The sequence below is a fragment of the Flavisolibacter tropicus genome (assembly GCF_001644645.1).
In the GTDB taxonomy this organism is placed as follows: Bacteria; Bacteroidota; Bacteroidia; order Chitinophagales; family Chitinophagaceae; genus Flavisolibacter; species Flavisolibacter tropicus.
Genome location: NZ_CP011390.1, coordinates 4,996,741 through 5,020,559, shown reverse-complemented (window position 1 = coordinate 5,020,559; position 23,819 = coordinate 4,996,741). Strand labels below are relative to the sequence as shown.

Below are 23,819 nucleotides of genomic sequence, written 5' to 3'. Positions count from 1 at the left end.
CTATTTTATAAAACGGCAGCTAACCTATTAAACAATGCATAGGGCGTCAATTCTTTCCGGCTAATACTGACCCCAATTGAAAGCGTGCAGATGTAGCGCGCTGGCTACTTGCAATCGACATGGTCATTAATTGCCTGGGGTAAATATTGGTAAAGTAAACAGTCTCTTTATTTAAAAGCTTTTGACCATTTTTATAATAAAATACATCTACACTTACCTTTTTCAAGATTTCCCCACTGTTGTTTTTCACTTTCAACTCCACTGCATTTATTTGCTGATTTTTCTTATCCATTATCAAACGGCTTTGCAGATCTACCTGTTGGCTTAACGGTACGTTAGTTGCGGTATTCGCTTGTTGTAAGGCAGCTATGGAATTAGAAGTTTTCTTATTTGCTATTCTGGAAGATGAAACTGTTGTTTGCTTAGAAGGATATCGTTTACGATATGAAAAGCTTTTGTGGTAAACCGCATCAACATCCGCCATCAGCTGATCTTGTTCATCCATCACACGCTGTACGGAATCAAGGAAACCATCAGTAGGTTTAGTTGGGACTGGGGTGTGGGTTACTTCATTTCTTGACAGATATCCAGTTTGCTTAGTGCTTTCTTTCTTTTCAGTTGGTGCAGCCGCTGCAAAGGAAGTGTTTTCTATCAACTGCTCCTTTTTACTTGTTGAAGAGAGCCGGCGCTTTTCCTTAGCGCCATCGTTAAACAAGGCGTTCCAGGTAATAAAGAGAATGAGTAAGGCTGCAATTCCTACTACTGCCCAATTCTTTTTGGCGATAGCTAGATTATCGTCCTCTTTTTCTATCACACTTTTACCAGCTTTCAGACGCTCTTGTTGTGCAGGGGCTGGCACATAATGAGTGTGTGCCTCATTTTCAATGGCCTGTATTGGTGTGTTACCTTCTTCTAAGGAGTTTGCTTGTAGCGAATTTATTTCATGCTCCTCTTGAAACAATTGTGTATCTAAAACACCTTGCCGGTGCTCGTCTACACTGTCAATAGCATGCAGATCAACAAAACGTTTGGAACGGATATCCTCTATAACCGTTTCTTTAACGGCAATAGAGCCGTCGGGGCGTTTAAAATAAAAAGGTTCTAAACTCGCAATTTCTAAGGGGGAAAGCCAATCTTCACTCTGGCCAATGACCCATACCAAACCATTATCATGCAGCGGTTGTTGGAGCAGTTCCTCTAGCGTAAAAGGACCTGTTCTAATATTGTTTTGGACGAGTAGGTAAATTCTGCTCATTGGTACTTTTTGTCACCTTCCCAATAACAAATTTTAGTCCATAAATCATAGAAACGCAACCTCCATAAACAAGGGCAGGCGCTAAATCCTTCCGATTTAAGCAGGAAGCAATACATAAAATGTGGACCCGATACCCGGTTGGCTGGTAGCCCAAATAAAGCCATTGTGATTTTCCACTACTTTACGGGCAATGGCCAGTCCTACACCTGTACCCGAGTATTCCATTTTGCCATGCAGGCGTTGAAACATATCAAAGATTTGTTCAGCATATTGCTGCTCAAATCCAATTCCATTATCACTAACCTCTATCAGGTAAAAAGTTTTATCGTTCAGTTCTACAGGTATTTTATCCTGAACTTCTGTCCCATTTACTATACGGGAGCGAATAATAACTTCTGGTGCTACATCAGCCTTACTGTATTTTAATGCATTACCAATCAGGTTTTGAAAGAGCTGTTGTAACTGGCGCCGATAACCATTTATGGTAGGTAAGGCTTCTGCAATGATAGTAGCATGTTTCTCCTCTATGGGTAGCTCTAAGTCGGTTAGCACTTTCTTCACTTTTTCATTCAGGTCTACAAGCTCCGTTTCCAAAGGGCGCTCACTAACATGCGAGAATTCCAGCAGATCGTCCAGCAAGAGTTGCATCCGTTCTGTGGATAGTTCAATACGGTGAAACAAGCTTTTTTCCGTTTCATCCATTTTGGGGTTTAAACTACGTTTCAGCCGATCCGCAAACGTGCGGATCTTGCGTAGTGGCTCTTTCATGTCATGCGAAGCCGCATTGGCAAACTCCTCTAGGTTAGCGTTGGAGCGGCCTAACTCAATGATCTTCATTTCCAGTTCACGTTGCAAGCGCTTCATAACGGTGTGATCGGTAAATGTTACCAATACTTCATCGCCCATCTTGGTGACATCAATCTGAAAAAAGACATCATACCCATCTTCATAATGAAAGTCAAAGTTGTAGGGTTTATTATGCAGGTAACAGTCTTTATAAATGGTAAACAAGCCATTGGTCATATAGGCCGGAAAATAAGTACTGCCTAATGACCCCATTAGTACTTCTGCAGTTTGTCCAATGTAGGTTGCTACTGCCTGGTTTACAATACCAAAGCGAAAGTCAATCACCTCGCCCTTTTCATCTTTAACGGGAATCAATGTAAACATTCCTGCTTTAGATGTATTCACCACTGTTTCAAATCGCTGTGCCGATTGTTCTAACCGGTCTTTATCCAACTTGCGTTCGGTAATATCGGTAAAGGTTTCAACCACACCGCTCTTTCCCAGTTTGGAAATAGATATATCAAACCATCCATCAATACCTACCCCTTTATAGTAAAACTCCATACGCACGGGCACCCCTGTTTCAACTACCCCGGCCTTCAGATCAAACATTCCGTTCTCCTTTGAAGGCGCCAGCATGGATAAGTAGCTTTTTCCAATAAGCTCTTTTTCTTTCTTACCCAGCAGCAGCTCTACCTTGTCATTAGCCTTTACAAATTCAAAATCTACGATCTCATTATTTTCATTACGGACAGCTTCTAAAGCAAGCACTCCATTGATAGAAGCATCAAGTATACTATCGGTAAGCTCTACTTGTCGTTGCTGTTCTTCCTGGACTTTAACTTCATTTGTTGTATTGCGGGTAATAGTGAGCACCCCTTCTTCTACTCTTGTACACCATAATTGAAAATGTTTATTAAGTGCCGGATTCAAAAAGCTGGCTTCAAAAGGTTTTTCCGTTTGATATACCTGGGAAAGCTCATCAAGCTTTATCCCGTAGAACAAATTATTGGAATTGATCAGCGTCAAAACGTTCTGTCCTATTAAGGTTTCTGTTGAAACATTTGCCATTAAAGCCGCATGTTTGTTACAGTAGGCAAGTTTAAAATCTACGATTTCTTTATTGTTATCTGCTGCGTACACAGGTACAAAATAGAATACAGAGTCGGGCTGGTTATCCAACAGGGAAAGTACTACGTTGGTGTTAAGGTTTAACGTTGTCATGGTAAGGTTAAGGAGGATAAAGTTACGGCCAACACTGTTTACAGCAAAAGAACGTTAAACACTACCACATAGACCTCTGCACTGCATACAATGCATTACCTTTGCGCCTTCCATGACAAGCCACCCTATAATACTTTGTGTAGACGACGATCCAGATGACAGAGAGATGATCAGCGATGTGCTTCATTCTATTGATCCGCAGTATGTGGTAAAGGAAGCAAGCGATGGTCGTGAAGCACTAAATTATTTACGCTCACAAGAAGGGCGGGCCAATCCTCCCCACCTGATTATTCTGGACATGAACATGCCTCGCTTAAGTGGCCGTGAAACGCTGGCTATTTTGAAAAGTGAAGCCGAAACAGAGTCTATTCCTGTAGTTGTATTTACCACTTCCAGTGCCCACACTGATAGCAGTTTTTGTAACCGGTTTGGTGTAGAGATGGTAACCAAGCCACCTACTTACGAAGCGCTAAAGCAGCAAATCAATCGTTTTCTTGCGTTTGCGGCACTACAACCAGCTTCCTAATTATTGAAGCGATATTATTTACTATTACTGATCTACCATTTGCACAAGCTGCATGGCTTTCGTGTATAACAAAATCCTGCTTTTGTTATACAGCTTTTCCATCATTTATTTCAAATAAGACGGCAATATGGACTAAACGTCTTATCCCATACCACTTTGAATTGAATGACAAGTTAACTAACTTAGAAGAACCTCTCCTACCAAAACCAGGTACTGCCCTTTGCTAAACTGGTATCGCCAGTCACACATCAATCTTAAATACTTTTATATGAAACAGTTGATCATGCTATGCATTTTATCCTACTTGCTGGCATTTACTACTGTCACTAACGCTCAAAATAAGAATACAGGAAACAGCAAGTCCATGCAAGGCGCCTATTTGATGCAACGACAAGTGATCAATGATGGCAAAAAGGATAGTGTAATGAATACCCAGCAATTGAAGATCTTCACCGACCGCTACATGATGTATGCTCATTCGCTACCAGATGATTCTCTGGGCATGTATGGTATTGGTACTTACGAGATCAAAAACGGCAAGGTAATAGAACATGTTTTCTTTACCTCCGACAGCGGCGCCCGCAATAGCTCCTTTGAACTGGCCATTACCAAAAAGAATGATGGCTATACGCAAGTGATCAACTTTAATGGCCAGGGTGTATTAACAGAAGACTATAAAACGGTAAGCAAAAACGTGAATACGCCCCTTGATGGCGCCTGGAAACAGGTAAAGACTGAATTCACATCTACCAGTGGTGAAACAACGGTTGATGATCACCCTACCCAGTTTAAAGTCTTTCAATCGGGCCATTTTATATGGGCCAATACACAAACCGATTCTGCCAGTCATCAACTAGTCTCTAATTACGGCTATGGAACATTTGAGATGATGGGCGCCAATCGCGCCAAAGAAGTGAATATGAGTTCCACCTTCCGCACGGCCTTAGTAAACGTCCCAGTTACATTGGAATTGGAGTTTATGGGGAAAGACCGTTTTAAGCAAACCATTGTATTTCCTAGTGGCAGTAAGGGCACAGAAACCTATGAGCGGCTGAAGTAAGCTTATACATTTTGTTTATAAGAAAAACGAATTGGTTCTATACCGAATGATATGACCAACGAGTAAGCACCTATTTTTTTACCAAAAACACAAATAATGATTACTTACATCGAGTTATGGAAAGCAAAATCCACTTGGAATGATCTATCCAAAGAAGAAAGAGAAAACTACACCAACGGATTAGGGCCTGCCATTCAAAAACTATTGGACAATGGAGTACAAATAATAAGTTGGGGAGCCAATGATACTGCAACAGTAAAGAAAGTTGGCTATGATTATTTTGCTGTTTGGTCATTCCCCAGCGAAGACGCTGCTCGTGAGTTTGAAAAAATGGTAGAAAGCGTAGGTTGGCATAATTACTTTGATCAAGTGAATGCCAGCGGAATGACAACCAGCCCACAAGAAGTAATTGGACAAATGATACAGGCTGAGGCGCTTGCTGTATAAAGTCTTGTAACAAATAGCAAAGCCCCTTATAACGCAGGGGCTTTGTGTATCAATAAACTGATTAGAAAAAAAGTTCCGGGATCCGCAGTTCAAGGACTTGCTTTAATGAACCAATCTCGCATAAGTATCTATTCTTTCAACAGCCAGTTCTTCCTTAAGCAAATCAATAATGGCAGACATATCTCTGGTTTCTTCATATTGCTGAAATTCCTCTGGCACATGGTAAGTATAATACCGGTACTGATTTTTACTAGCGATTTCTACGCTATAGCTGTGCCCATCTTTCCAATTGTCAACTAACTCTTCAATAGCATACATATCTGGAAGTGTAGTAACCCGTAAATCAATCAACCGTTTCATAAAATGGTTCCATCCTGACTTTGGCACAACTTCTTTGACCGTCTTTGTTAAGATGTGCTCCTTTTCACCGTCCCATTCTACTCGCAATTCATATACCCATCCCTTCCAGTCGGAAGCATCATCTTTGATTACAACAAGTTTACGTTTTTGACCACGCGATTGTTCATACCATATTCTGGCTTGAAAGTTATTATAACCACGATCAATAGTATCCAATTGAAGTTGTTGTGCCTTGTCGTTGGTCAAAGCATAGGGATAGTAACTAGGTTTGCTAACCTTAGGAAACTCTCTTGTAAATGAGCTAGCAGTATCTATATAAACAAAATAAGATGCAGGAACACGATGTTCTTTGCAGGAAAAAAATACAGACGGAAGCAGCAGCGTAAAAAAGTAAACAGACGCATCATAACCTGCAATAAAGATAGTAACCGTATTAAGAATAAATTCTTTTCTACGCTATTGTTGGTATTCAATTGAGTCTGTGATGCGGCATCAACAACCGAATTTATTTAAAGGCAGTTATGCCTTACATCAAAAGTTGTTGGACAGCCAAGCACAAAGCCTTCACCCCAACACAACAACTGAATAGCGCATTACCTTATTTGTGGATAAAGATGCCGATTAACGTGGGTGTCCATTACGCTTAAGTGCATCGCCATTGTGCTAAACTTTTTAGCATATATATTACTAATTATTTTAGTTTTACATTACTAACTAACCCATTATGCCTACGCAGGTAAGGACAATAGCGCACTATGACCTGGATGCGTTCTTTGTCAATGTTGAATGTCTTAAAAATCCCAAGCTCAAGGGAAAGCCACTACTAGTTGGTGGCCACAGTGATCGAGCAGTCGTGGCGGCCTGTAGCTATGAAGCCCGCAAGTTTGGCATCCGTTCCGCCATGCCAATGAGGCTGGCCAAGCGTTTATGCCCCCAAGCCACTATTATCAGTGGCGACATGGAAAGCTATAGCAAGTACTCTCACCTGGTTACTGATATTATCCGTAACAATGTTCCGCAGTTTGAAAAAGCCAGTATTGATGAGTTCTATGTCGATCTAACGGGGATGGACAAGTTCTTTGGTTGCCAGAAGTACAGCCAAGAACTTCGTAGCAAGGTATTAAAGGAAACAGGGCTCCCGATCTCTAATGGTCTTTCTATAAATAAGCTGGTAAGCAAGGTAGCAACTGATGAAGCCAAGCCAAACGGTCAGCTGCAAATTCCTTTTGGTGAAGAGAAGTCGTTTCTAGCGCCACTAGCCGTAGAAAAACTTCCCATGGTGGGCCCCAAGACCACTGAACTACTCAATCAAATGGGTGTACGTACAATAAAGACGCTGAGCGAGATCCCGATGGAGATGATGGAAAACCTGATGGGTAAGAGCGGGATCGAGCTGTGGCGTCGGGCCAATGCTATCGATGACTCACCGGTGGTGCCTTATGAAGAACAAAAGAGTGTGAGTACGGAAACCACGTTTGAAAGCGACACTATTGACGTACGCTTTATGCAATCCCAATTGATCAAGATGACCGAGAAGCTGGGTTTCGAACTGCGCCAGCAAAACAAACTCACAGGATGCATAACCGTAAAGATCCGCTATGCGGACTTCAATACACTTACAAAGCAGTGTTCCATAATGTATACGGCATTAGACAGTTTATTGATCCAATCTGTGAAAGACCTGTTCCAAAAGCTCTATGACCGTCGGCTGCTGGTTCGGTTACTGGGTATTCGCTTTACGCACCTGGTGCCGGGCAATTACCAGATCAGCCTTTTCGATGACACCAACGAGCAGATACGACTGTACCAGGAGCTGGATCATCTCAACTTCCGTTTTGGCCGCTACCTGGTGATGCGGGCCAGCGGACTACTTTAAACCAACCAACATGTACCTGAATTGTAAGACCTTTTTCTCCTACCGCTATGGCACTTTTAGCACGGAGGCCCTGGTGAAGGAAGCCGTGGAAGTAGGCGCCAGTGCACTAACCCTAACCAATATCAACAACACCAGTGACCTCTGGGATTTTTATGAGCTTTGCCTTGAGGCAAACATTAAACCGGTATTGGGCGCAGAGATCCGCAATGGCGACCACTTCTTATATATACTGTTAGCCAAATCAACAACAGGGCTGCTACACATCAACCAGTTTCTAACAAAACACCTGCAAAGCAAAGAACCGTTTCCTGAGCGGCCCGATTTGAATGCTGATGTATGGGTGATCTATCCGCTTGGCCAACTACCTCCAGCGCAGTTGAAAGAACAGGAATTGATTGGTATACAACCTGGGGAGATCACTAAATTGTACGCCATCGATGTGGCCCATTATCCGACCAAGTTTGTTGTACGTCAACCGGTCACCTTTAAGACCAAGGTACATTACAACCTGCACCGGCTTCTGAGAGCCATTGATCACAACATCCTGTTAAGCAAACAAACCGCTGAACAGATTGCGGCGCCGACCGAAGTGTTTCTCTCCCCTACCAAGATCCTGGATGCTTTTCGTCAGCATCCGCAAATGATCACTAACACGCTTCGTATCATTGACACTTGTAACTATGAAGTGGATTTAGCATCAGACAAAACCAAAAAGGTATTCTCTGCTACCCTTAAGGACGACCGCATTCTACTGGAGAAGCTGGCCCTGGATGGTTTACGCTATCGTTATGGAACGGGCAACAGGGAAGCAGAAGAGCGGGTGCGTAAAGAATTGCAGATCATTGACAAGCTTGGTTTCAACTCCTACTTTCTCATTACCTGGGATGTGATCCGCTATGCCCAAAGCCGGGGTTTTTATCATGTGGGTCGCGGTAGTGGCGCCAACTCTATTGTGGCCTATTGCTTACAAATAACAGATGTCAATCCCATTGAGCTGGATTTGTATTTTGAGCGTTTCCTTAATCCTTATAGAACCTCGCCACCCGATTTTGATATTGATTTTTCCTGGCAGGACCGCGATGAAGTGATTGATTACATCTTTAAGCGCTACGGCGAACAGCACGTAGCCTTGCTCGGCATGTATAGCACCTTTCAGTACAATGCTATTCTGCGGGAGTTGGCTAAAGTGTTTGGTCTTCCCAAGCACGAAGTGGATGCTATTGCCGATAACCCGGACGCCACTTTGCAGGACGATAAAATTCAAAAACTCATTTTGTTTTATGGTAGCCTGCTTCAAAACTTTCCTAACTATACCAGCATTCATCCGGGTGGCATGCTCATCTCGGAAGAGCCCATCTATCAGTACACGGCGCTAGAGATGCCACCCAAGGGTTTTGCCACTACACAGATTGATATGTTTGTAGCGGAGAAAGTAGGACTGTACAAACTCGACATTCTTTCACAAAGAGGATTGGGCCATATTAAAGACTGCATACAGTTGGTACGAGAGAACAAAAGCATCTCTATTGACATTCACGATGTAGAGAAGTTCAAGCGCGATCCCCAGGTGGCAGACCAGATCCGCAGGGCGGATACGATAGGCTGCTTTTATATTGAGAGCCCCGCCATGCGCCAGTTGCTCTTAAAGCTTCGCTGTGATGATTATATCACGCTGGTTGCCGCTTCTTCTATTATTCGTCCGGGTGTAGCTCAATCTGGCATGATGCGGGAGTATATCTATCGCTTTCACAACCCCGATAAGTTTGAGTACCTGCACCCAAAGATGAAAGAACTGCTGGAAGAGACCTATGGTGTGATGGTATTCCAGGAAGACGTGATCAAGGTGGCCCACCACTTTGCCGGCTTAGATATGGGTGAAGCAGATGTATTGCGTAGGGCGATGAGTGGCAAGTATAGAGGGCGCAAAGAATTTGACAGAATCAAAGAACAATTCTTTACGAACTGTAAGGAGCTTGGGCATCCCGACGAAATTGCAAAAGAAGTGTGGCGGCAAATAGAGAGTTTTGGCGGCTACTCATTTTCAAAAGCACACTCGGCTTCTTTTGCTGTGGAAAGCTATCAGAGTTTGTTTCTAAAGACCTACTACCCTATGGAGTTTATGGTAGCGGTGATCAACAACTTTGGCGGCTTTTACTCCACCGAGCTTTACTTCCATGAATTAAGACGAGCAGGCGCCAAGATCCATGCACCTTGTGTAAACAATAGTACTGAGCTTACGGATATCCATGGCCGGGAAGTATATATAGGCTTCATACATATAAAAAGTTTACAGAAGGAAACGGTGGGTCGCCTTTTGCAAGAGCGGTCACGACACGGCAGCTTCCTGAACCTGCAGGATTTTATTCACCGCACGGGCATTGGCACCGAGCAACTCAATATCCTGATCCGTGTAGGCGCATTGCGTTTTACAGGTAAGAACAAAAAAGAGCTCTTATGGGAAGCGAACTTCCTGAGCAAACGTGTTAAAGAGAAAGACGTAGTGGGAACTGCACTTTTCCAGGACAAGCCCGTGGAATTTAAGCTACCAGTATTATACCATACGCCACTGGAAGATGCGCTTGACGAAAAAGAACTCTTAGGCTTTTATCTCTGTGATCCTTTTTCGTTGGTAGATGCCGACCCAAAAGCATTTGTACCAGCCCGTCAGTTCAAGAATCATGCAGGGCAGTCCATTGAGGTACTGGTATACTATATCACTCAAAAACCGGTGCGCACCTCTAAAGGGCAGCTAATGTATTTCGGAACCTTTATAGATTCAAATGGTGACTGGGTAGACTCTGTCCATTTCCCCGATAGCGCAGTGAAGTACCGCTTAACCGGGCAGGGCTTTTATCACATAAAAGGAAAAGTAGTAGAGGAGTTTGGGGTTTACAGTATTGAAGTAAAGTGGATGCAGAAGATAGGAATTAAACAACCTGCACCATTGTAATAGACAACTTGTTGTTCTTCAAAAGAATGGTGTAATCTTTAGGCTGATGCTAGGCCTACAAATTGCCTTATAACACTTAGGAATACGAAGCTTTATGGCAACAGCCTCCCATTATGTAAAGCAATAACTTTACAAATAATAATCTAATGACAAGGTACAGCTTGTCATTAGATTATTATCCCGACCTCGGTTATAGTTATTCCTTGCTATACTTTGTTTCAATTAAAAATTTTGGTGGAGAACAGGATTCTATCTTGTATCGTCCATTTTCTTTGAAAGCAACATAAATGTGAACGTAACTGCCGTCAATAATATCTTGGCCATCACCCAAGTGCATTATTGTAGAATAGTCTCGCCTTGAGGCCAGTGTAATTATCGAACCTCTTACCGTTATCGCTTTATAACCCTTAGGCATTTCCATTGTTGGACTAAATGCGGTGTAAGTAATTATTCTTTTGTGTTTGTCAAATCCCTGCATGTAAGAAATAGTGTCTTTACCAGACCAAATTATAATGTCACTGATAAAAGGCGATTCGGCAGGTGAATCATAAATTAAGAATACTGTGTCAGCAATATTGAAGTCAAAGCCAGTCTTGGCTTTATAGGATTGAAAAACTGTATCCAGTTCTACAATATGGGAGTTTATAAAGGCCTGTATTTTCTTTTTGCTCTTTTTATTGGAGATGGCCAATACTTTGTCGTACCTGTACTTCGCATATGACTTTAGGAAAGTTTGCGAGTACGTTTGCAAACTAAATAAAAGCAATAATGTAGGCAAGTTAGTGGTCTCAGGTATGCAGTTAGTGATCTAATATTCACACACTCTTCTGTTCCAATTGTACATTTCCTTACACCCAAACCTCGGCTTGTGTCTTCATAAACCGATCATGTACTCACTTGCATGTGCTTTTCTGCTATACACTCTAATACTTCCAATAATTAATCAGGCTTAAAGTGGCTTTTCCATTTGTGATACACGAACCGAGGCGATAGAGATTGTTTTTATAACTTCCTTATTGTATCGCTTACCAACTTAACAGACTTCTTTTTTAAATCAACTACTAAGTGATAATACACGACTAATTCTTCCTTAGTATTTGGAGTTAGCTTACCCCACCCATACGCTAGTACATCATACTTGGAAGTAGTAATCTCCTCTAAAATATATTCGAGTCCATTACTATCTTTTTCAAGTAACTTCTGCCGTTTAATTATAACAGGCTCCTTTTCCAGGAGACTCAAAACTTCCTTCTGTACTAAAAATTCCTTCTCCACATCTTTGGTAAAGTTGTCACACCATCCCTTTCCATGTCTTTTTTCTAAATACGCATATACGGGGGCATTGACTTTCTCCACACTGTCTTCCAATTCTTGGTTAACATCACAATCTCCTACACCATAATAATGAAACCCATATCTGGCAGCAACAACATTTTCAGCATTCTGCATTTCAAAGTTTGGCAATCTATAAGTCAACAATCGAAGAGTAGTGTCTCGCTTCACCTTAGAACCTTGAGCAATACTTTCTTTTGCCAATAAAACAGTAAATAATAAGAAAAGAAGTAACCTAGTTTGAATTAACATTTGAGGAATTGTTTATATGCAACCAAAGGAACAGGTCAACTACTTGTAAATATACTACTTGCCTTGTAGAGCGAAATAGGTAATACTATTGGAATATTTGGTGATTTATTTTGGTTTCACCCGTGCCTCCTAAGCTTGGCTAGTGTGTTGGCGGGGACCGAAAAACTACCCGCTGGTTGGGTTGTTAGTGTAGCCGCTGCACATTAGCCAGGACAAACATCAGCGTAAAAGAGGCACCAAATCTGTCTAGAAATTTCCCCCATTTAAAAACTAACGGCTACATAACAGTGCTGCGGACAACGAAACCATAAGAATTATCACCTACCACCAACTAAAAGCTTTTACTAAAACAAACAGTGTACATCACAAATAAAAAAACTGCACAGTTCTTGTCTAAAAAGGAAGCAACGAAACGTAAATCAACCAGTTTATAATAAACTGCTTGCCTAAAATACCAACCTTCCTGTGATAGAGACCCTTAATCTATCAACGTACCGTAATGAAACATCTTTTCACTGTAAAGAGCAATCGCTCGTTTACTACTGGAATTTTCTCAACTCTGTGTTTAGTAGCAAGCAGGCTAGTTTTTGTTACCCTTAGTTTCCTCTCTATCAATTGTTCTCTTTCTGCCCAGTCATTAACTCCTTCCAATCCTGCAAAGTTTGGTGTTGATGGAGATATTTTTGCTGGAACAAGATTGCAAGGTTCCTTTACAGCAGCTGGCTCCCACGATTGGTTTCAACAAAACGACCCTTCAGCATATAGCGTTTTTGATACAGCAGGTGCAGCCGAAGCCAAAAGCCAGATTTCAAGCGGCCAGAATTATTCCTTTTCTAAAAAGATGTTATTTCACACCTTTTCAGTGCAAGATGGTCTTTTAATGCTGGACGGCACCTATTCGCGGGACTATTTTGGAACCAGCTCAACAGGTAGCAACGCCGACAGAACGGCCTTCGTTAGCCCTGCCGGTAACAACAAGTCGTCTTCCAACCCTTCCATCTGGAGCACAGCGCCGTTAGGCAATTCTGTGCTTGCTAAATCCGATCTGATTGATGCCTTTATCCATATGCGGCGCAATGGCACCTCTATTTCCGCAATTAATCCCAGTAACCTTTTTATTTATTTTGCCGCCTCTACTCTAAATACCAACGGCGACCATTTCCTGGATTTTGAATTATTCAAATCCGATATCACCTATAGCCCCATTACCGGCTTGTTCTCTAACTCCGGACCAGCAGCCACCGGAGGCAGAAGCATTTGGGAGTTTAACCCAGATGGTAGTATCAAAGCCTTTGGCGACCTGAGCCTGAGCTTTTCCTTCAACAATTCATCGGTATCTGAAATTGCCATTTACATTTGGGTACCTTATTCCGTTTATTCTACCGTCAATCCAACCGAGTTTGATTTTGACCGCACCAGTAATAATGGCTGGGCTGGCAGCAGCAATAATAGCGGTTATGGATATGCGCATATTCTTCCTAATCCGGGCAAGACACTGCAAGCCTGGGGAGCTGTGAATCAAGTGGCCACACCTGCACCTGCCTGGGGCACGAATTCTTCAAACCTTGGTGCTTCCACTAATAACTATTTCAGTAACCAATATAGCGCAGGCCAATTAGCAGAAGGTGCCATTGACCTTACAAGCATAGGAATAGACCCGGCTTTAACTTCCGATTATAATCGTTGTGCGCCGCCCTATGTTAAAGTCCTGGTTAAGTCACGCACCTCTAGTGCATTCTCCTCCAGCCTGCAAGACTTTATAGCTCCCTTTCCCTTTCTAAATAACACGGAGACAACTTCCTCTATTATACGTTCCAATCAGTTAAGTTGCACAATACAAAAGGCTACACTAACGGCTAGCAATATCATTACGGATGGTAGCTATCACTGGTCAACAACTGACGGTCATATTGTTAGTGGTGGAAATAGTACAGAAGCTGTGATAGACCAACCAGGCAGCTATACCCTTTCCAGTGCGGTCTATGAGGGTTGCCCAGTTTCAACAGAAACTATCACTGTCTCAAAAGATGGGTATCAACCGGTAGCACAAGCAGGGCAAACAGGCGTTCTTACAAATGACCCTACCAGCTATGTCACATTAAGGGGAGGCAGTGAAGAAGAAAGTAATTATCCAACCCCGTTTGGCAACTCACAAGGATTGCTTTGGTACTGGACAGGCCCTCAGGTGTTTACCAGCAATGAACAAAATCCAAAAGCCACCAAAGAAGGCACCTACCAGTTAATTGTAACCGAAAAAAGAAATGGCTGCACAGATACCGTCTGGGTGCAAGTAGCAAAAGCAATACCTCTTGCACTAACCTTGCAGGACTTCTCTGCCGGCCGGGAGGACAACTATGTACAACTAAACTGGCAAGTATCCGAAAACGAATCAGGAAATACATTTGAGATTCAAAGAAGCATGGATGGCCAGCAATTCAGCACTATCACCTTACTCTTTCCTACGGAAAAAACAGGCTTTGCTTCTTATGCTTACAAACTAGCAGATGCCAATTCAAAAGTTACTTATTACCGGTTGAAGCTTATTGATAAAGCAAACAAGATCACTTATTCTAAAATCATCTCACTTGAAAAAATACAACCCAAGGTGGATCAGGCTTATGTTTATCAGCATCCTGGTCTACCTAATAGTGTATTGCATTACCAATCTAATAGCAATGAGGTTTTAATGATCAACCTATACAACCCAAAGGGTATTCTACTAAAGTCGCTAAAGAAACCCGTGATTGCAGGGCCCAATACAGTGCCATTACCTGTAGCGAACAACACAAGTGTTCTATTGGTAGAATTACTAACTGAAAACAATCGTTCAGTAATTAAAGTAGTTAACTAACGGTAATACTTATACTACTATTAAACTGACATACGTAAGGAATTCATTATTTTATCTAACCCCCTCAAAGCGAACAACGGCGTAAAAGTGATAAAGTCCCTTATAATTCAGGAGCTTTATCACTTTTACATTTACTATGACTAAGATTGATTAGAAGCCACCTTATTAACTATGGCTTTTAACATATAAAGAGGCATAGTTGTTCCCTTCACATGTGGATATTCCTTACCTGTTAATCTGTCAACCCAATAGAACTCCGTAACATAACTATCCGTTTTGCCGTCTTGCATTTTCATACCATTTGGTCCTGTTCTATAATGAGTCTTTGTAACCTTTTTTGTTATCCTGTTAATTAGCACATATCGATAGGTGGTATAATCTGCATACGATTCCTTGCTAAGCTCACTTTCTGGAATAAATAAACTGTGATCACCCATTTTTTTTGAGATATGCTTGTGCGCAGCATTATTGTGCACACTTGCAACATGCTTTGATACGGTCTGATCAAAATTTATCTCTGTAAATAAAACTTTATACTTGGCTTGAGATATATCACTGGGAATATTCTCCTGCGAAACACCTGTTTTATGTACAGATGCACAAGAATGTAATAGAAAGATTGAAAGAAAAACAATGGAAAAAGATAAAGTTTTCATGCGGGGTTTAATTTCGCCGCAAAGGTATTGAAGGATTCAGGTTAAAAAAACTTCCGCGCTTTTCTTCGCATAATCCTGTTGTTTATAAGCATCTGGATCTTGCCCCATGAACCGATCACCCACACATACGCAAGTACCTTGCTGTTATATAAACTAATACTCCATTTACTTAATAAAGTCTTTATCGATTTTTCGGTTCGTATGTACGCAAAGCGGGGCGATAAAGGGTATTCATAAGTTTATTGAGTTCCCTCATTGTTAGAGTTGAGGAATGTCAACTTATAGCTGAGTATTATAATAGATCTTCATGCAAATGCCGGGAATTCGAACCATTTTGATAAAAGCTAACCTATTTAAAGTAATACCCGAAAAGGAGCGGTAACTATATGGATTGCTAGCAAATCCATTAACATGGATTTCAATCGTACTTATTGACCTTTTCTAATTACAACATTACCCAATAATAAAAGCATTTAATAGCCATGATTTCATTTACAAGTCTTTTGAACCGAGGCAAATCGAAGTTTAAAAACTCAGAAGGACATCAAATAGCCAAACTATACTATTTGATGTCATACAAAAAGCACTATGCTGAATTACTTCAGTTATTTAATCCTTATTGGCCATATACAAAGATGGGCGAGCTTTTTTTGTACAGACAGTGGGTTATTCAATTTTTGTATAGAATTTGTGCCCCTGAACAAGTTGGCGAGAAAACACTTCAAGATATATTGAATGAAGGTTCTACAATAGGACAAAGATTATTAAAACAGTTAGAAGGTGTTGATATGGTGTATTGTTTTGGGGATACTTATATGAATACTTTAAACCAACGATGGAGCAAATATGAGGAGGCGGTAATAAATAACCATTTAAACGATCAAGTCCCATATAAAGCAGTTCTTGATACATTAATTGATTATATCACCAAGGGATATGAGCCACATATAAAGACTCAAGCATTTGCTTTATTAAGTGCAGATTTGCTTGACTTACAAGACCAGGTAAAAAAAATAATATTTGATCATCATTATAGCGGTAAAATGCCTTTTACTATAAATGCTAATATTATTAAAAACAGAGCTTAAGAATTACCCAAGGCTCAATTCGCATCTCCACAAACTGTTTATACACTTACGCGCATGCACCTTGCAGCTATAGAACCTAACGCTTAAGATAATTAACCTGGTCCCTAGAAGTCTTTCGGTTTGTGAGTCGCGAACCATGGCGATGAGAACTCACTTCATTTGCCCAAATACGAGAACCCCTAAGAGCACTAATATCGACAGCAATAAGAAAATCCAGTGTTTTACCCGCTGGTTACGTCTGCTCATGGCTGTGTAAATATTGTGTAGAGACAACTAAAGGTTACACAAAACACAAGGGTGAGTAAAAGTAGCAGCAGCACCTGAAAACGCATCTTGCGTCCCCGAAAGGCGACGTGGGTCTGCAAGCCCTCACCTATATCCTGGAAAATGGAAGTGAAATATTTCATATGGTGTTGTTTAGGGAAGGCAAAAGTAAGAAGAGTCATTTACTTTAAGGTTAACTAACGATTAACTTCTTCCAAACAAACAATTAAGGGCTTCGGCTTTTGGTTTCTGCCGTGTCCCTTGCCACGCGCAAGGCTTCGCAAAGAAGACACGGCTGGGACTGAGAGATCTTCCTAGCTGAGCTTTGTACAAAGAGAGCCGCTTCAGCTGAGTTGAAGTTAAACTACTTAAGAAAGCAACCTATAAAAAAACAAAAGCCTCCTAAAATTAGGAGGCTTTGTACCGAGGAGCAGATTTGAACTGCCGACCTCAGGGTTATGAATCCTGTGCTCTAACCAACTGAGCTACCTCGGCATTTAAGCACTCAAACCGTAGTAAAGGCGCTTAAAGGGCTGCAAAAATAAGCATTCCTACTATGCAACGGAAAAGATTTTTCTTCTTTCCATAAAAAAAGATGCTGGACGCCTATGAGGCTCCAGCACCATGATGTTTTTGTTTTCCAGGGATCCGCCAGTTGATTTGGTTCCCCACGTTTCAGAGGCGGAACGATTCCCGGTCCATTATTATATGTTTGTAGACGTACTGCCAGGGCTGCTTTGGCCACCTTGGATTCCAGTACCACGTTGGCTACCCTGCGTACCTTGAGCACCAGTACCACGCCCGGTAGCGCTGCTGGTAGTAGTGTTAGAAGCGCCGGTAGTACTGCCTGGGGTTGTACCCATAGAAGGCGTGCTGTTGCCCATATCAACCGTTTCCTTACCGCTAGTTTGCATAGCTGCCATTCCAGATGGTCCACTGGTAGATGATTTGTTACCAGCATGTTTTGTTTCAATGTAATCCTTAAAGTTCATCACATCGCGGCGTACCATTTTTTCAAATACCGGGTTCAGGGCTTTGGCCAGGCCAGAACCTATTTCGCCAGCTGGCGGGTGATACGTAACCACCACTTCCAGTTCTGTGCCCTGTCCATTCAAGGCATCGTTGAAGGTTACCTTACCGGCATTATTGATCGTGGAGTTGGGGATAGACTGCCAGCCAATCAAATAGCCCGGTTCTTCCTTCACAATCTCCGCATTCCATTTTACCTTACCTATGTTGCCTGGGATATTGGCTTCCCAATGCGAGTGTTTGCTATCGATCTCCGTTACTGAAGCAATATGCTTCATGAATAAAGGAAGGTTCTCCAGCTTGCGCCAAAATGCATACACTTCATCCTTCGGCTTATTGACAATTAGGCTTGTACGAATATTAATGGCTTGTGTATGGGTTACACCAGTCGTTTTACCCATGCTGGCATAAATGGGGCAATGACCAGATGCACCACGATAAAGCAGTAAGCCACCAACAGCTGTTCTTACCAATGCACTAATAGGGCTTTTAAACAAATTGCCCAAACCAGATGTAAGAAGAAAAGCACCCGCTGCCGCACTCAATACGCGCTCGTTATTGCCTACATTGATCACGCCGCTTTTGCCTTCAAATGGTTGAAACTCATTGTCAGCATGCCAGCTGCCGTATTGCTCATTATTTGCCATAGTAGAATGTTTTATAAGGTTAAATAAAAAATAGTGCTGATAACTACAGTGTTTTACTACATGCAATAAATATGCCCTCAACTGTTTGACAATCAGCCAAAAGAAAAAACCCCCGCATTACTGCGGAGGCCTTTACTATTAAGAAATTGAGTAGGTTTTTACCCAGCTACTTGCGACACATTTTTTTCAGCAACAGCTACGCGTCCAGGGTACACTTCCAATGCAGCTTGTAAGCAATCCATGGCTTCATTGATATCGTGTTTGTTCAACACATAGGCTAAACGCACTTCGTTCTTACCCAATCCTGGCGTACCATAGAAGCCAGTAGCAGGCGCCAGCATTACTGTTTTATTATCATGCGAGAAAGACTCTAACAACCACTGACAAAATACATCTGCATCGTCAATTGGTAAACGCGCAATGGCATAGAATGCACCACCGGGATTTGGACAAAACACACCAGGCATAGCATTCAGGCGAGACACCAACAAGTCGCGACGGCCCATGTATTCTGCTTTTGGTTCGTCGAAATAAGAGGCAGGTAAGTCTACAGCCGCTTCACCCATGATCTGGGCCAGTCCGGGAGGACTTAAACGCGCCTGTGCAAACTTCATTGCGGTATTGTATACTTCTTTATTCTTGGTTACAAACGCACCTATACGGGCACCGCAGGCGCTATAGCGCTTGCTCACGGTATCCATTAAAATAGCGTGCTGCTCCATGCCTTCCAGGTGAAGCGCGCTGATGTACTCACCGTCATAGCAAAACTCACGGTAAGCCTCATCTGAAAACAGGTAAAGGTCGTATTTCAAACAGATAGTCTTCAACGCTTCCATTTCCTCACGGCTGTATAAGTAGCCGGTAGGGTTGTTAGGGTTGCACACCACAATGGCCTTGGTCTTATCGGTAATCACTTTTTCAAAATCAGCAATCGGCGGTAAAGCAAAACCATTTTCAATATGCGATGTAATAGGCACCACCTTTACACCAGCCGCTACAGCAAAGCCATTGTAGTTGGCATAAAAAGGTTCAGGAATAATTACTTCGTCGCCAGGGTTTAGACAGGTAAAGAATCCAAACTGAATGGCCTCAGAACCACCGGTAGTGATCATGATCTCTTCGTGCGTCACATTGATCCCTACGCTTTTGTAGTACTGCACCAGCTTGCGGCGGTAGCTTTCATTACCGGCACTGTGGCTATATTCCAATACTTTGATATCGGCCTTACGCACTGCATCCAGGATAGCGGGTGGGGTTTCCACGTCGGGCTGACCAATATTGAGGTGATATACATGAATGCCCTTGCGTTTTGCCGCTTCGGCATACGGTACTAACTTTCTGATAGGCGATGGTGGCATTTGTTGCCCACGGTTAGAAATCTGCAACATGCCGCAAAAGTAAGCCGAACGGGGGAAACGGAAGAAGAAGAATTAGGGGCTCAGCTGATGGGGAAGTCCACAGTTGACAGACCACGGGAGGAAGCGCTGCAAGCTGCAAGCTACACGCTGCAAGCAGAGCGCGCCAAGGCGCGGAGAGAGCGGAACCACGGAGACAAGGAGGCACGGAGGGGCACAGAGAATGGGTGGCCCACAGATGGCGCAGATTAACGCAGAAGAAGTTTCAGGTTACAAGTTCCTAGTTTCAACTTCCATTCTCAACCAGACCGCCAATAATAACCTCTCTCGCTTTTGTCACCCTGATTCGCCTGAGGTAGCGAAGAATCTTAGAGACAGCAACCAAAATTTTGGTTGCTATACATAATTTCTCCCTGCCACCTTCTACTTGATTGAGGTCTGCTTTTACAATAAAGAAGCTATAATGGTTTCCCCAAACACTATTCTATAAGCCAACTATCAGGCTTTGAATACCAGACTTTGGCGGGGTGCTTAGGAATGTAGAGCCATCCAGCTGGCTTTTACCTTCCAGCTGAGCAGCTGCCAGCCTGTTTTACCCAAAATGGTCAAGCAGCTGTAAAAAAGCTATTTTGATTTATATAGCAGCCCTTCTTCGATTGGTTGGCCTACACTGCCGTTTGGCGCTTGTATTTTTAGCAGGGCGGCTAGGGTTGGAGCAATATCCGTCATTTTAGTAGGTCTATTTGTTTGGCCTTGGCGAATGCCCCATCCCATCCAGACTAAGGGTATATGTGCATCATAACCATACCAGGTGCCATGAGAGGTGCCCGTAGACATAGCTGATCCGGAGTACCAAGCAGGTTCTAAAACAAAGAAAATAGGGCCAGATCGTTTGAAATTGTAGCCGTTTACCATACTTGACTTTATTGACTCAGGTAATGGAGCCTTTTCCAGCGCATTCAAATCGGCAACAAATGAAATAGTAGGCTGGCATTTTAAAAAATGCACAATATCGGCCCGTATGGCTTCTTCATTCAACCCATTCTTAGTAATAAGTGGCTGATTTAAATGAACCTGGTAGTTCAGCAAACTGGAAACAATGTTTTTGTACTGATACTTCTTTTCTAATACATTGTTCAGCTCTTTCAATACGTCCCCAGATGACCAAAAGCCAGCCGGGATTTTGTTATCAACTAAAAAGTTGGGATTATGGGCGGCCCCATGATCGGCTGTTAGAAATACGGTGTAGGCATTTTTACCTACGCTCTGATCCAAGTATGAGAAAAGTTCAGCCAAGGTCTTATCCAAACGGAGGTATACATCTTCTGTTTCAATAGCGTTCACGCCAAACTTATGGCCCACATAATCAGTAGCAGAAAAACTTACGGCCAGGAAATCAGTGAACCCACCTTTTCCCATGCGCTCGTTCTCAATAGCAGCCTTTGCCAATTCCAGCATCAAGGTGTTGCCCTGTGGCGTTGTTTTAATGACACTATAATCTTTGGCAAACATACCTGAGGTACTTACAGGGAAGGCTGGTCCAGCAGCTCCCGCAAACGCACCTTCATAACGGTTGTTATCTGCCGTACTTTGCACATACGTATTCAGTGCGTAAAGTGTATTCCAGTCTTGCTTCAGCAGCTTTTGAGCCCAGCCTTTTTGATTGAAGGCGTTTAACCAGGCTGGCAGTTCTTTCCTATAATAGGTACTGGTAATAAAGTTACCGGTTGCATCATCAAACCAATAAGCGGCGTCGGCCGCATGGCCTGCAGGCAAAATGCTTCCCCGGTCTTTTAGTGAAAGTCCTATTACTTTAGCCCGGAAATTAGTAGCCAGCTTTAATTCATCTGTTATCGTACTGGCCAGTAAGTTCCGGGGAGACATTCTGCCGGCCGAAGAGGTGCTACCAACAGTTTCTACTGTGCTATCTTCAGCACAATACATCTTTTTTCCCGTAGCCTGTATGATAAAGTCATTCCCAGTAATGCCATGAATCGCCGGAACCGAACCGGTGTATATAGTACTGTGGCCGATAGCGGTAACAGTAGGCATATAATCGATCCTTGTATTCTCACAAGTAAAGCCTTCCCGTAGCATCCGCTTGAATCCATTTGCCGTGTATCGGTCATAGAAACGGTACAAATAATCCCAGCGCATCTGATCGACCACGATCCCCACAACCAGCTTTGGTCGAGGTAGTGCCGTGGAAACCGGTGGCTGTGCAAAACTGAAGCGGCTGCTTATAAGCAATACAATAAATAAAAACGTACGGTTCATCAGCTTACTGAATTTTTATTTCCAATGGTTTTTCTTTTCAGGTTGAACACCCTGTCCCTCTACCCTTTCTTTGCTCTTTTACTTTTCTTAGTCGTTTGCTTAGAAAGCGCATGGGCCACATCGATAGGAAGGTCGGACTCAATAATATCAACGCCTCCAGCGATGAGCTCCTGGTAACTGCTCATTCGCTCTGCCGGATCTTTTAATTTGTCATTAGAAGGGCCGGTGCCAATCATACACTTCACATTACGTGCATGCAAATCATCCAAGATCATTTTATTCTCGGCTGTCAGGTTAGGGCCTATATAAGCCATAATATTAGACCAAGGTATGCCAGAACTTTCAAAAGCCTGCAGGCTTTCTGGCTTCAGGATATGAGCTGAAAACATCAAGTTACTATTATGCTCGTAATAAAAACGGGCATCTTTTACATTATGTACAGTCAGCAATACATGGGCGGCTGCGTCATTCTCATCAATGATCTTAGCGATCATCTCCGGTGGCACATCTTTCTTATCCAGGTTGAGCAGGGTTTTGCCCTTGGCCCATAGCAAAGCCTCCTTCAACGTTGGAATCCGATAGGGCGTAATATTTCCCTCACTATCTTTTAGCTTTAGCTGTTTCACTTCCTCCCAGGTATAGTCAGAAAGCTTGCCTTTACCGGTAGATGTTCTGTCCAATGTAGCATCATGAAATAAAACAACAACACTATCCTTTGTGAGTCGTGGGTCTACTTCAAAGAAAGCAGGTGTGTGTTGTAAGGTATACGCCAATGCTTCAATAGAGTTCTCCGGGTAATCTTTAAACTTACCCCCGCGGTGTCCGCTAATGATAGGGATGTCTTTGCCTGTACGCCGGAAAAACTGGTGCAACTCCTTCTCACTATTTACTTTAAGGGAATGCATCTTTTGGGCTGCTCCCTCATAACTAATAAATAGAATACTAACAGCAAAGAGACTCCATTTTATTCGGCCCATAGTTGTTAACGTATTTTCGAGTTAAGGTATTCAAGGGTAAATACTCCCTTTTCATCCAGTGTAAATTGCGTAACCGAAGAATTGTTCTGCACCAATTGACGGTAGTTGCACAAAGGCATGCCCAGCTTATACGCCATATACAAACGATTAACGCCATTATGAGCCACCACTAAAAAGTTGCCGCTAGTATAGGTAGACCTCAGTTCTTTAAAGAAATTATCGACACGTAAAACCACATCCATTCCAGATTCCCCGGTACCCCCGGCTTTTGCTGTTGCTGGGTCTTTTATCCAACTGTGCCAAAGTTCTGGCCTTTCTGAAATGAACTCCTCTTTTGTTTTGTTTTCCCAATTACCAAAGTCAGCTTCAATAAGGCGTTCATCGGTTATCACTTTGCTTCCAGATGCCAGTTTTGCTGTAATATGCGCTCTTTGCAAAGGAGATGAATACACTCCAGTAAAGTCAATGCCTGCTAATTGTTCCCGAACTGTTTCTGCCTGCCGGATACCCGTTTCAGTAAGCGGTATATCTGTACGTCCGCAATACCGGTTGTTATCTGCATTCCAGGCAGTTTGTCCGTGTCTCAATAAATAAATCGTCAGCATAG

The 23,819-nt window shown here is 42.6% G+C and carries 18 protein-coding genes and 1 tRNA gene; 7 read left to right on the top strand and 12 right to left on the bottom strand.

Annotated elements, in window-relative coordinates; translation table 11 throughout:
• Nucleotides 1–46 precede the first annotated feature (46 nt).
• Together SY85_RS21490 and SY85_RS21485 are read right to left on the bottom strand one after the other, a co-directional pair.
• Nucleotides 47–1,255, bottom strand: coding sequence for a hypothetical protein (locus SY85_RS21490; RefSeq protein WP_066407538.1), 1,209 nt, complete (start codon nt 1,253–1,255; stop codon nt 47–49).
• A 96-nt stretch (nt 1,256–1,351) separates the two neighbouring features.
• The gene (locus SY85_RS21485; RefSeq protein ID WP_066407535.1) at nt 1,352–3,265 is read right to left on the bottom strand and encodes a PAS domain-containing sensor histidine kinase; all 1,914 of its coding nucleotides are present in this window, start codon (nt 3,263–3,265) and stop codon (nt 1,352–1,354) included.
• 112 nt (nt 3,266–3,377) lie between these two features.
• Between SY85_RS21485 and SY85_RS21480 the strand changes: the two genes are divergently transcribed.
• The 3 genes from SY85_RS21480 to SY85_RS21470 all read left to right on the top strand — a co-directional run bounded on the left by SY85_RS21480 (nt 3,378) and on the right by SY85_RS21470 (nt 5,298).
• On the top strand, nt 3,378–3,791 hold the full coding sequence (locus SY85_RS21480; RefSeq protein WP_066407533.1) for a response regulator: 414 nt from the start codon (nt 3,378–3,380) through the stop codon (nt 3,789–3,791).
• A 268-nt stretch (nt 3,792–4,059) separates the two neighbouring features.
• Nucleotides 4,060–4,851 carry a hypothetical protein gene (locus SY85_RS21475; RefSeq protein WP_066407530.1) on the top strand — a complete coding sequence of 264 codons (792 nt, stop codon included), beginning with the start codon at nt 4,060–4,062 and terminating at the stop codon, nt 4,849–4,851.
• Nucleotides 4,852–4,947: 96 nt separating this feature from the next.
• Nucleotides 4,948–5,298, top strand: coding sequence for a DUF6616 family protein (locus tag SY85_RS21470; RefSeq protein WP_066407528.1), 351 nt, complete (start codon nt 4,948–4,950; stop codon nt 5,296–5,298).
• A gap of 102 nt (nt 5,299–5,400) precedes the next feature.
• Here the strand turns inward: SY85_RS21470 and SY85_RS21465 are convergent, their stop codons facing one another.
• Nucleotides 5,401–5,904, bottom strand: a complete 504-nt coding sequence (locus SY85_RS21465; protein ID WP_066407526.1) for a hypothetical protein — start codon at nt 5,902–5,904, stop codon at nt 5,401–5,403.
• Between the two features lie 478 nt (nt 5,905–6,382).
• Between SY85_RS21465 and dinB the strand changes: the two genes are divergently transcribed.
• Together dinB and SY85_RS21455 are read left to right on the top strand one after the other, a co-directional pair.
• Nucleotides 6,383–7,534 carry a DNA polymerase IV gene (dinB, locus tag SY85_RS21460; protein WP_066407524.1) on the top strand — a complete coding sequence of 384 codons (1,152 nt, stop codon included), beginning with the start codon at nt 6,383–6,385 and terminating at the stop codon, nt 7,532–7,534.
• A gap of 10 nt (nt 7,535–7,544) precedes the next feature.
• Complete coding sequence (locus SY85_RS21455) at nt 7,545–10,484, top strand: DNA polymerase III subunit alpha (RefSeq protein ID WP_066407523.1); 2,940 nt, start codon at nt 7,545–7,547, stop codon at nt 10,482–10,484.
• Between the two features lie 196 nt (nt 10,485–10,680).
• On the opposite strand, the gene SY85_RS21450 is transcribed toward SY85_RS21455, so the two are convergent.
• Together SY85_RS21450 and SY85_RS21445 are read right to left on the bottom strand one after the other, a co-directional pair.
• Nucleotides 10,681–11,262 carry a hypothetical protein gene (locus SY85_RS21450; protein ID WP_148661252.1) on the bottom strand — a complete coding sequence of 194 codons (582 nt, stop codon included), beginning with the start codon at nt 11,260–11,262 and terminating at the stop codon, nt 10,681–10,683.
• Between the two features lie 224 nt (nt 11,263–11,486).
• Entirely contained in the window at nt 11,487–12,068 is a 582-nt protein-coding gene (locus tag SY85_RS21445) for an FEKKY domain-containing protein (protein ID WP_066407517.1), read from the bottom strand.
• A 499-nt stretch (nt 12,069–12,567) separates the two neighbouring features.
• On the opposite strand from SY85_RS21445, the gene SY85_RS21440 reads away from it, so the two are divergent.
• The gene (locus SY85_RS21440) at nt 12,568–14,919 is read left to right on the top strand and encodes a hypothetical protein (protein ID WP_066407510.1); all 2,352 of its coding nucleotides are present in this window, start codon (nt 12,568–12,570) and stop codon (nt 14,917–14,919) included.
• A gap of 140 nt (nt 14,920–15,059) precedes the next feature.
• Here the strand turns inward: SY85_RS21440 and SY85_RS21435 are convergent, their stop codons facing one another.
• Complete coding sequence (locus SY85_RS21435; protein ID WP_066407508.1) at nt 15,060–15,575, bottom strand: hypothetical protein; 516 nt, start codon at nt 15,573–15,575, stop codon at nt 15,060–15,062.
• 482 nt (nt 15,576–16,057) lie between these two features.
• Between SY85_RS21435 and SY85_RS21430 the strand changes: the two genes are divergently transcribed.
• Entirely contained in the window at nt 16,058–16,663 is a 606-nt protein-coding gene (locus SY85_RS21430) for a hypothetical protein (protein WP_066407506.1), read from the top strand.
• Nucleotides 16,664–17,348: 685 nt separating this feature from the next.
• On the opposite strand, the gene SY85_RS21425 is transcribed toward SY85_RS21430, so the two are convergent.
• The 6 genes from SY85_RS21425 to SY85_RS21400 form a co-directional block, all read right to left on the bottom strand.
• Nucleotides 17,349–17,422, bottom strand: a tRNA-Met gene (locus SY85_RS21425).
• A gap of 209 nt (nt 17,423–17,631) precedes the next feature.
• Entirely contained in the window at nt 17,632–18,603 is a 972-nt protein-coding gene (locus tag SY85_RS21420) for an SRPBCC family protein (RefSeq protein WP_066407504.1), read from the bottom strand.
• Nucleotides 18,604–18,761: 158 nt separating this feature from the next.
• Entirely contained in the window at nt 18,762–19,991 is a 1,230-nt protein-coding gene (locus SY85_RS21415) for a pyridoxal phosphate-dependent aminotransferase (protein WP_066407501.1), read from the bottom strand.
• A gap of 591 nt (nt 19,992–20,582) precedes the next feature.
• Nucleotides 20,583–22,235, bottom strand: coding sequence for an alkaline phosphatase PafA (pafA, locus tag SY85_RS21410; protein WP_066407499.1), 1,653 nt, complete (start codon nt 22,233–22,235; stop codon nt 20,583–20,585).
• Nucleotides 22,236–22,294: 59 nt separating this feature from the next.
• Nucleotides 22,295–23,212, bottom strand: a complete 918-nt coding sequence (locus tag SY85_RS21405; RefSeq protein WP_066407494.1) for a glycerophosphodiester phosphodiesterase family protein — start codon at nt 23,210–23,212, stop codon at nt 22,295–22,297.
• Nucleotides 23,213–23,217: 5 nt separating this feature from the next.
• Complete coding sequence (locus tag SY85_RS21400) at nt 23,218–23,817, bottom strand: histidine phosphatase family protein (RefSeq protein ID WP_066407491.1); 600 nt, start codon at nt 23,815–23,817, stop codon at nt 23,218–23,220.
• Nucleotides 23,818–23,819: the final 2 nt, after the last annotated feature.

Excerpts from the sequence above, each read along its gene's own strand:
- SY85_RS21440 (WP_066407510.1), top strand. The coding sequence starts at position 12,568 with ATGAAACATCTTTTCACTGTAAAGAGCAATCGCTCGTTTACTACTGGA.
- SY85_RS21430 (WP_066407506.1), top strand. The coding sequence starts at position 16,058 with ATGATTTCATTTACAAGTCTTTTGAACCGAGGCAAATCGAAGTTTAAA.
- SY85_RS21470 (WP_066407528.1), top strand. The coding sequence starts at position 4,948 with ATGATTACTTACATCGAGTTATGGAAAGCAAAATCCACTTGGAATGAT.
- SY85_RS21490 (WP_066407538.1), bottom strand. The coding sequence starts at position 1,255 with ATGAGCAGAATTTACCTACTCGTCCAAAACAATATTAGAACAGGTCCT.
- SY85_RS21415 (WP_066407501.1), bottom strand. The coding sequence starts at position 19,991 with ATGTTGCAGATTTCTAACCGTGGGCAACAAATGCCACCATCGCCTATC.
- SY85_RS21420 (WP_066407504.1), bottom strand. The coding sequence starts at position 18,603 with ATGGCAAATAATGAGCAATACGGCAGCTGGCATGCTGACAATGAGTTT.
- SY85_RS21435 (WP_066407508.1), bottom strand. The coding sequence starts at position 15,575 with ATGAAAACTTTATCTTTTTCCATTGTTTTTCTTTCAATCTTTCTATTA.
- SY85_RS21485 (WP_066407535.1), bottom strand. The coding sequence starts at position 3,265 with ATGACAACGTTAAACCTTAACACCAACGTAGTACTTTCCCTGTTGGAT.
- SY85_RS21480 (WP_066407533.1), top strand. The coding sequence starts at position 3,378 with ATGACAAGCCACCCTATAATACTTTGTGTAGACGACGATCCAGATGAC.
- SY85_RS21445 (WP_066407517.1), bottom strand. The coding sequence starts at position 12,068 with ATGTTAATTCAAACTAGGTTACTTCTTTTCTTATTATTTACTGTTTTA.
- pafA (WP_066407499.1), bottom strand. The coding sequence starts at position 22,235 with ATGAACCGTACGTTTTTATTTATTGTATTGCTTATAAGCAGCCGCTTC.
- SY85_RS21400 (WP_066407491.1), bottom strand. The coding sequence starts at position 23,817 with ATGCTGACGATTTATTTATTGAGACACGGACAAACTGCCTGGAATGCA.
- dinB (WP_066407524.1), top strand. The coding sequence starts at position 6,383 with ATGCCTACGCAGGTAAGGACAATAGCGCACTATGACCTGGATGCGTTC.
- SY85_RS21455 (WP_066407523.1), top strand. The coding sequence starts at position 7,545 with ATGTACCTGAATTGTAAGACCTTTTTCTCCTACCGCTATGGCACTTTT.
- SY85_RS21475 (WP_066407530.1), top strand. The coding sequence starts at position 4,060 with ATGAAACAGTTGATCATGCTATGCATTTTATCCTACTTGCTGGCATTT.
- SY85_RS21405 (WP_066407494.1), bottom strand. The coding sequence starts at position 23,212 with ATGGGCCGAATAAAATGGAGTCTCTTTGCTGTTAGTATTCTATTTATT.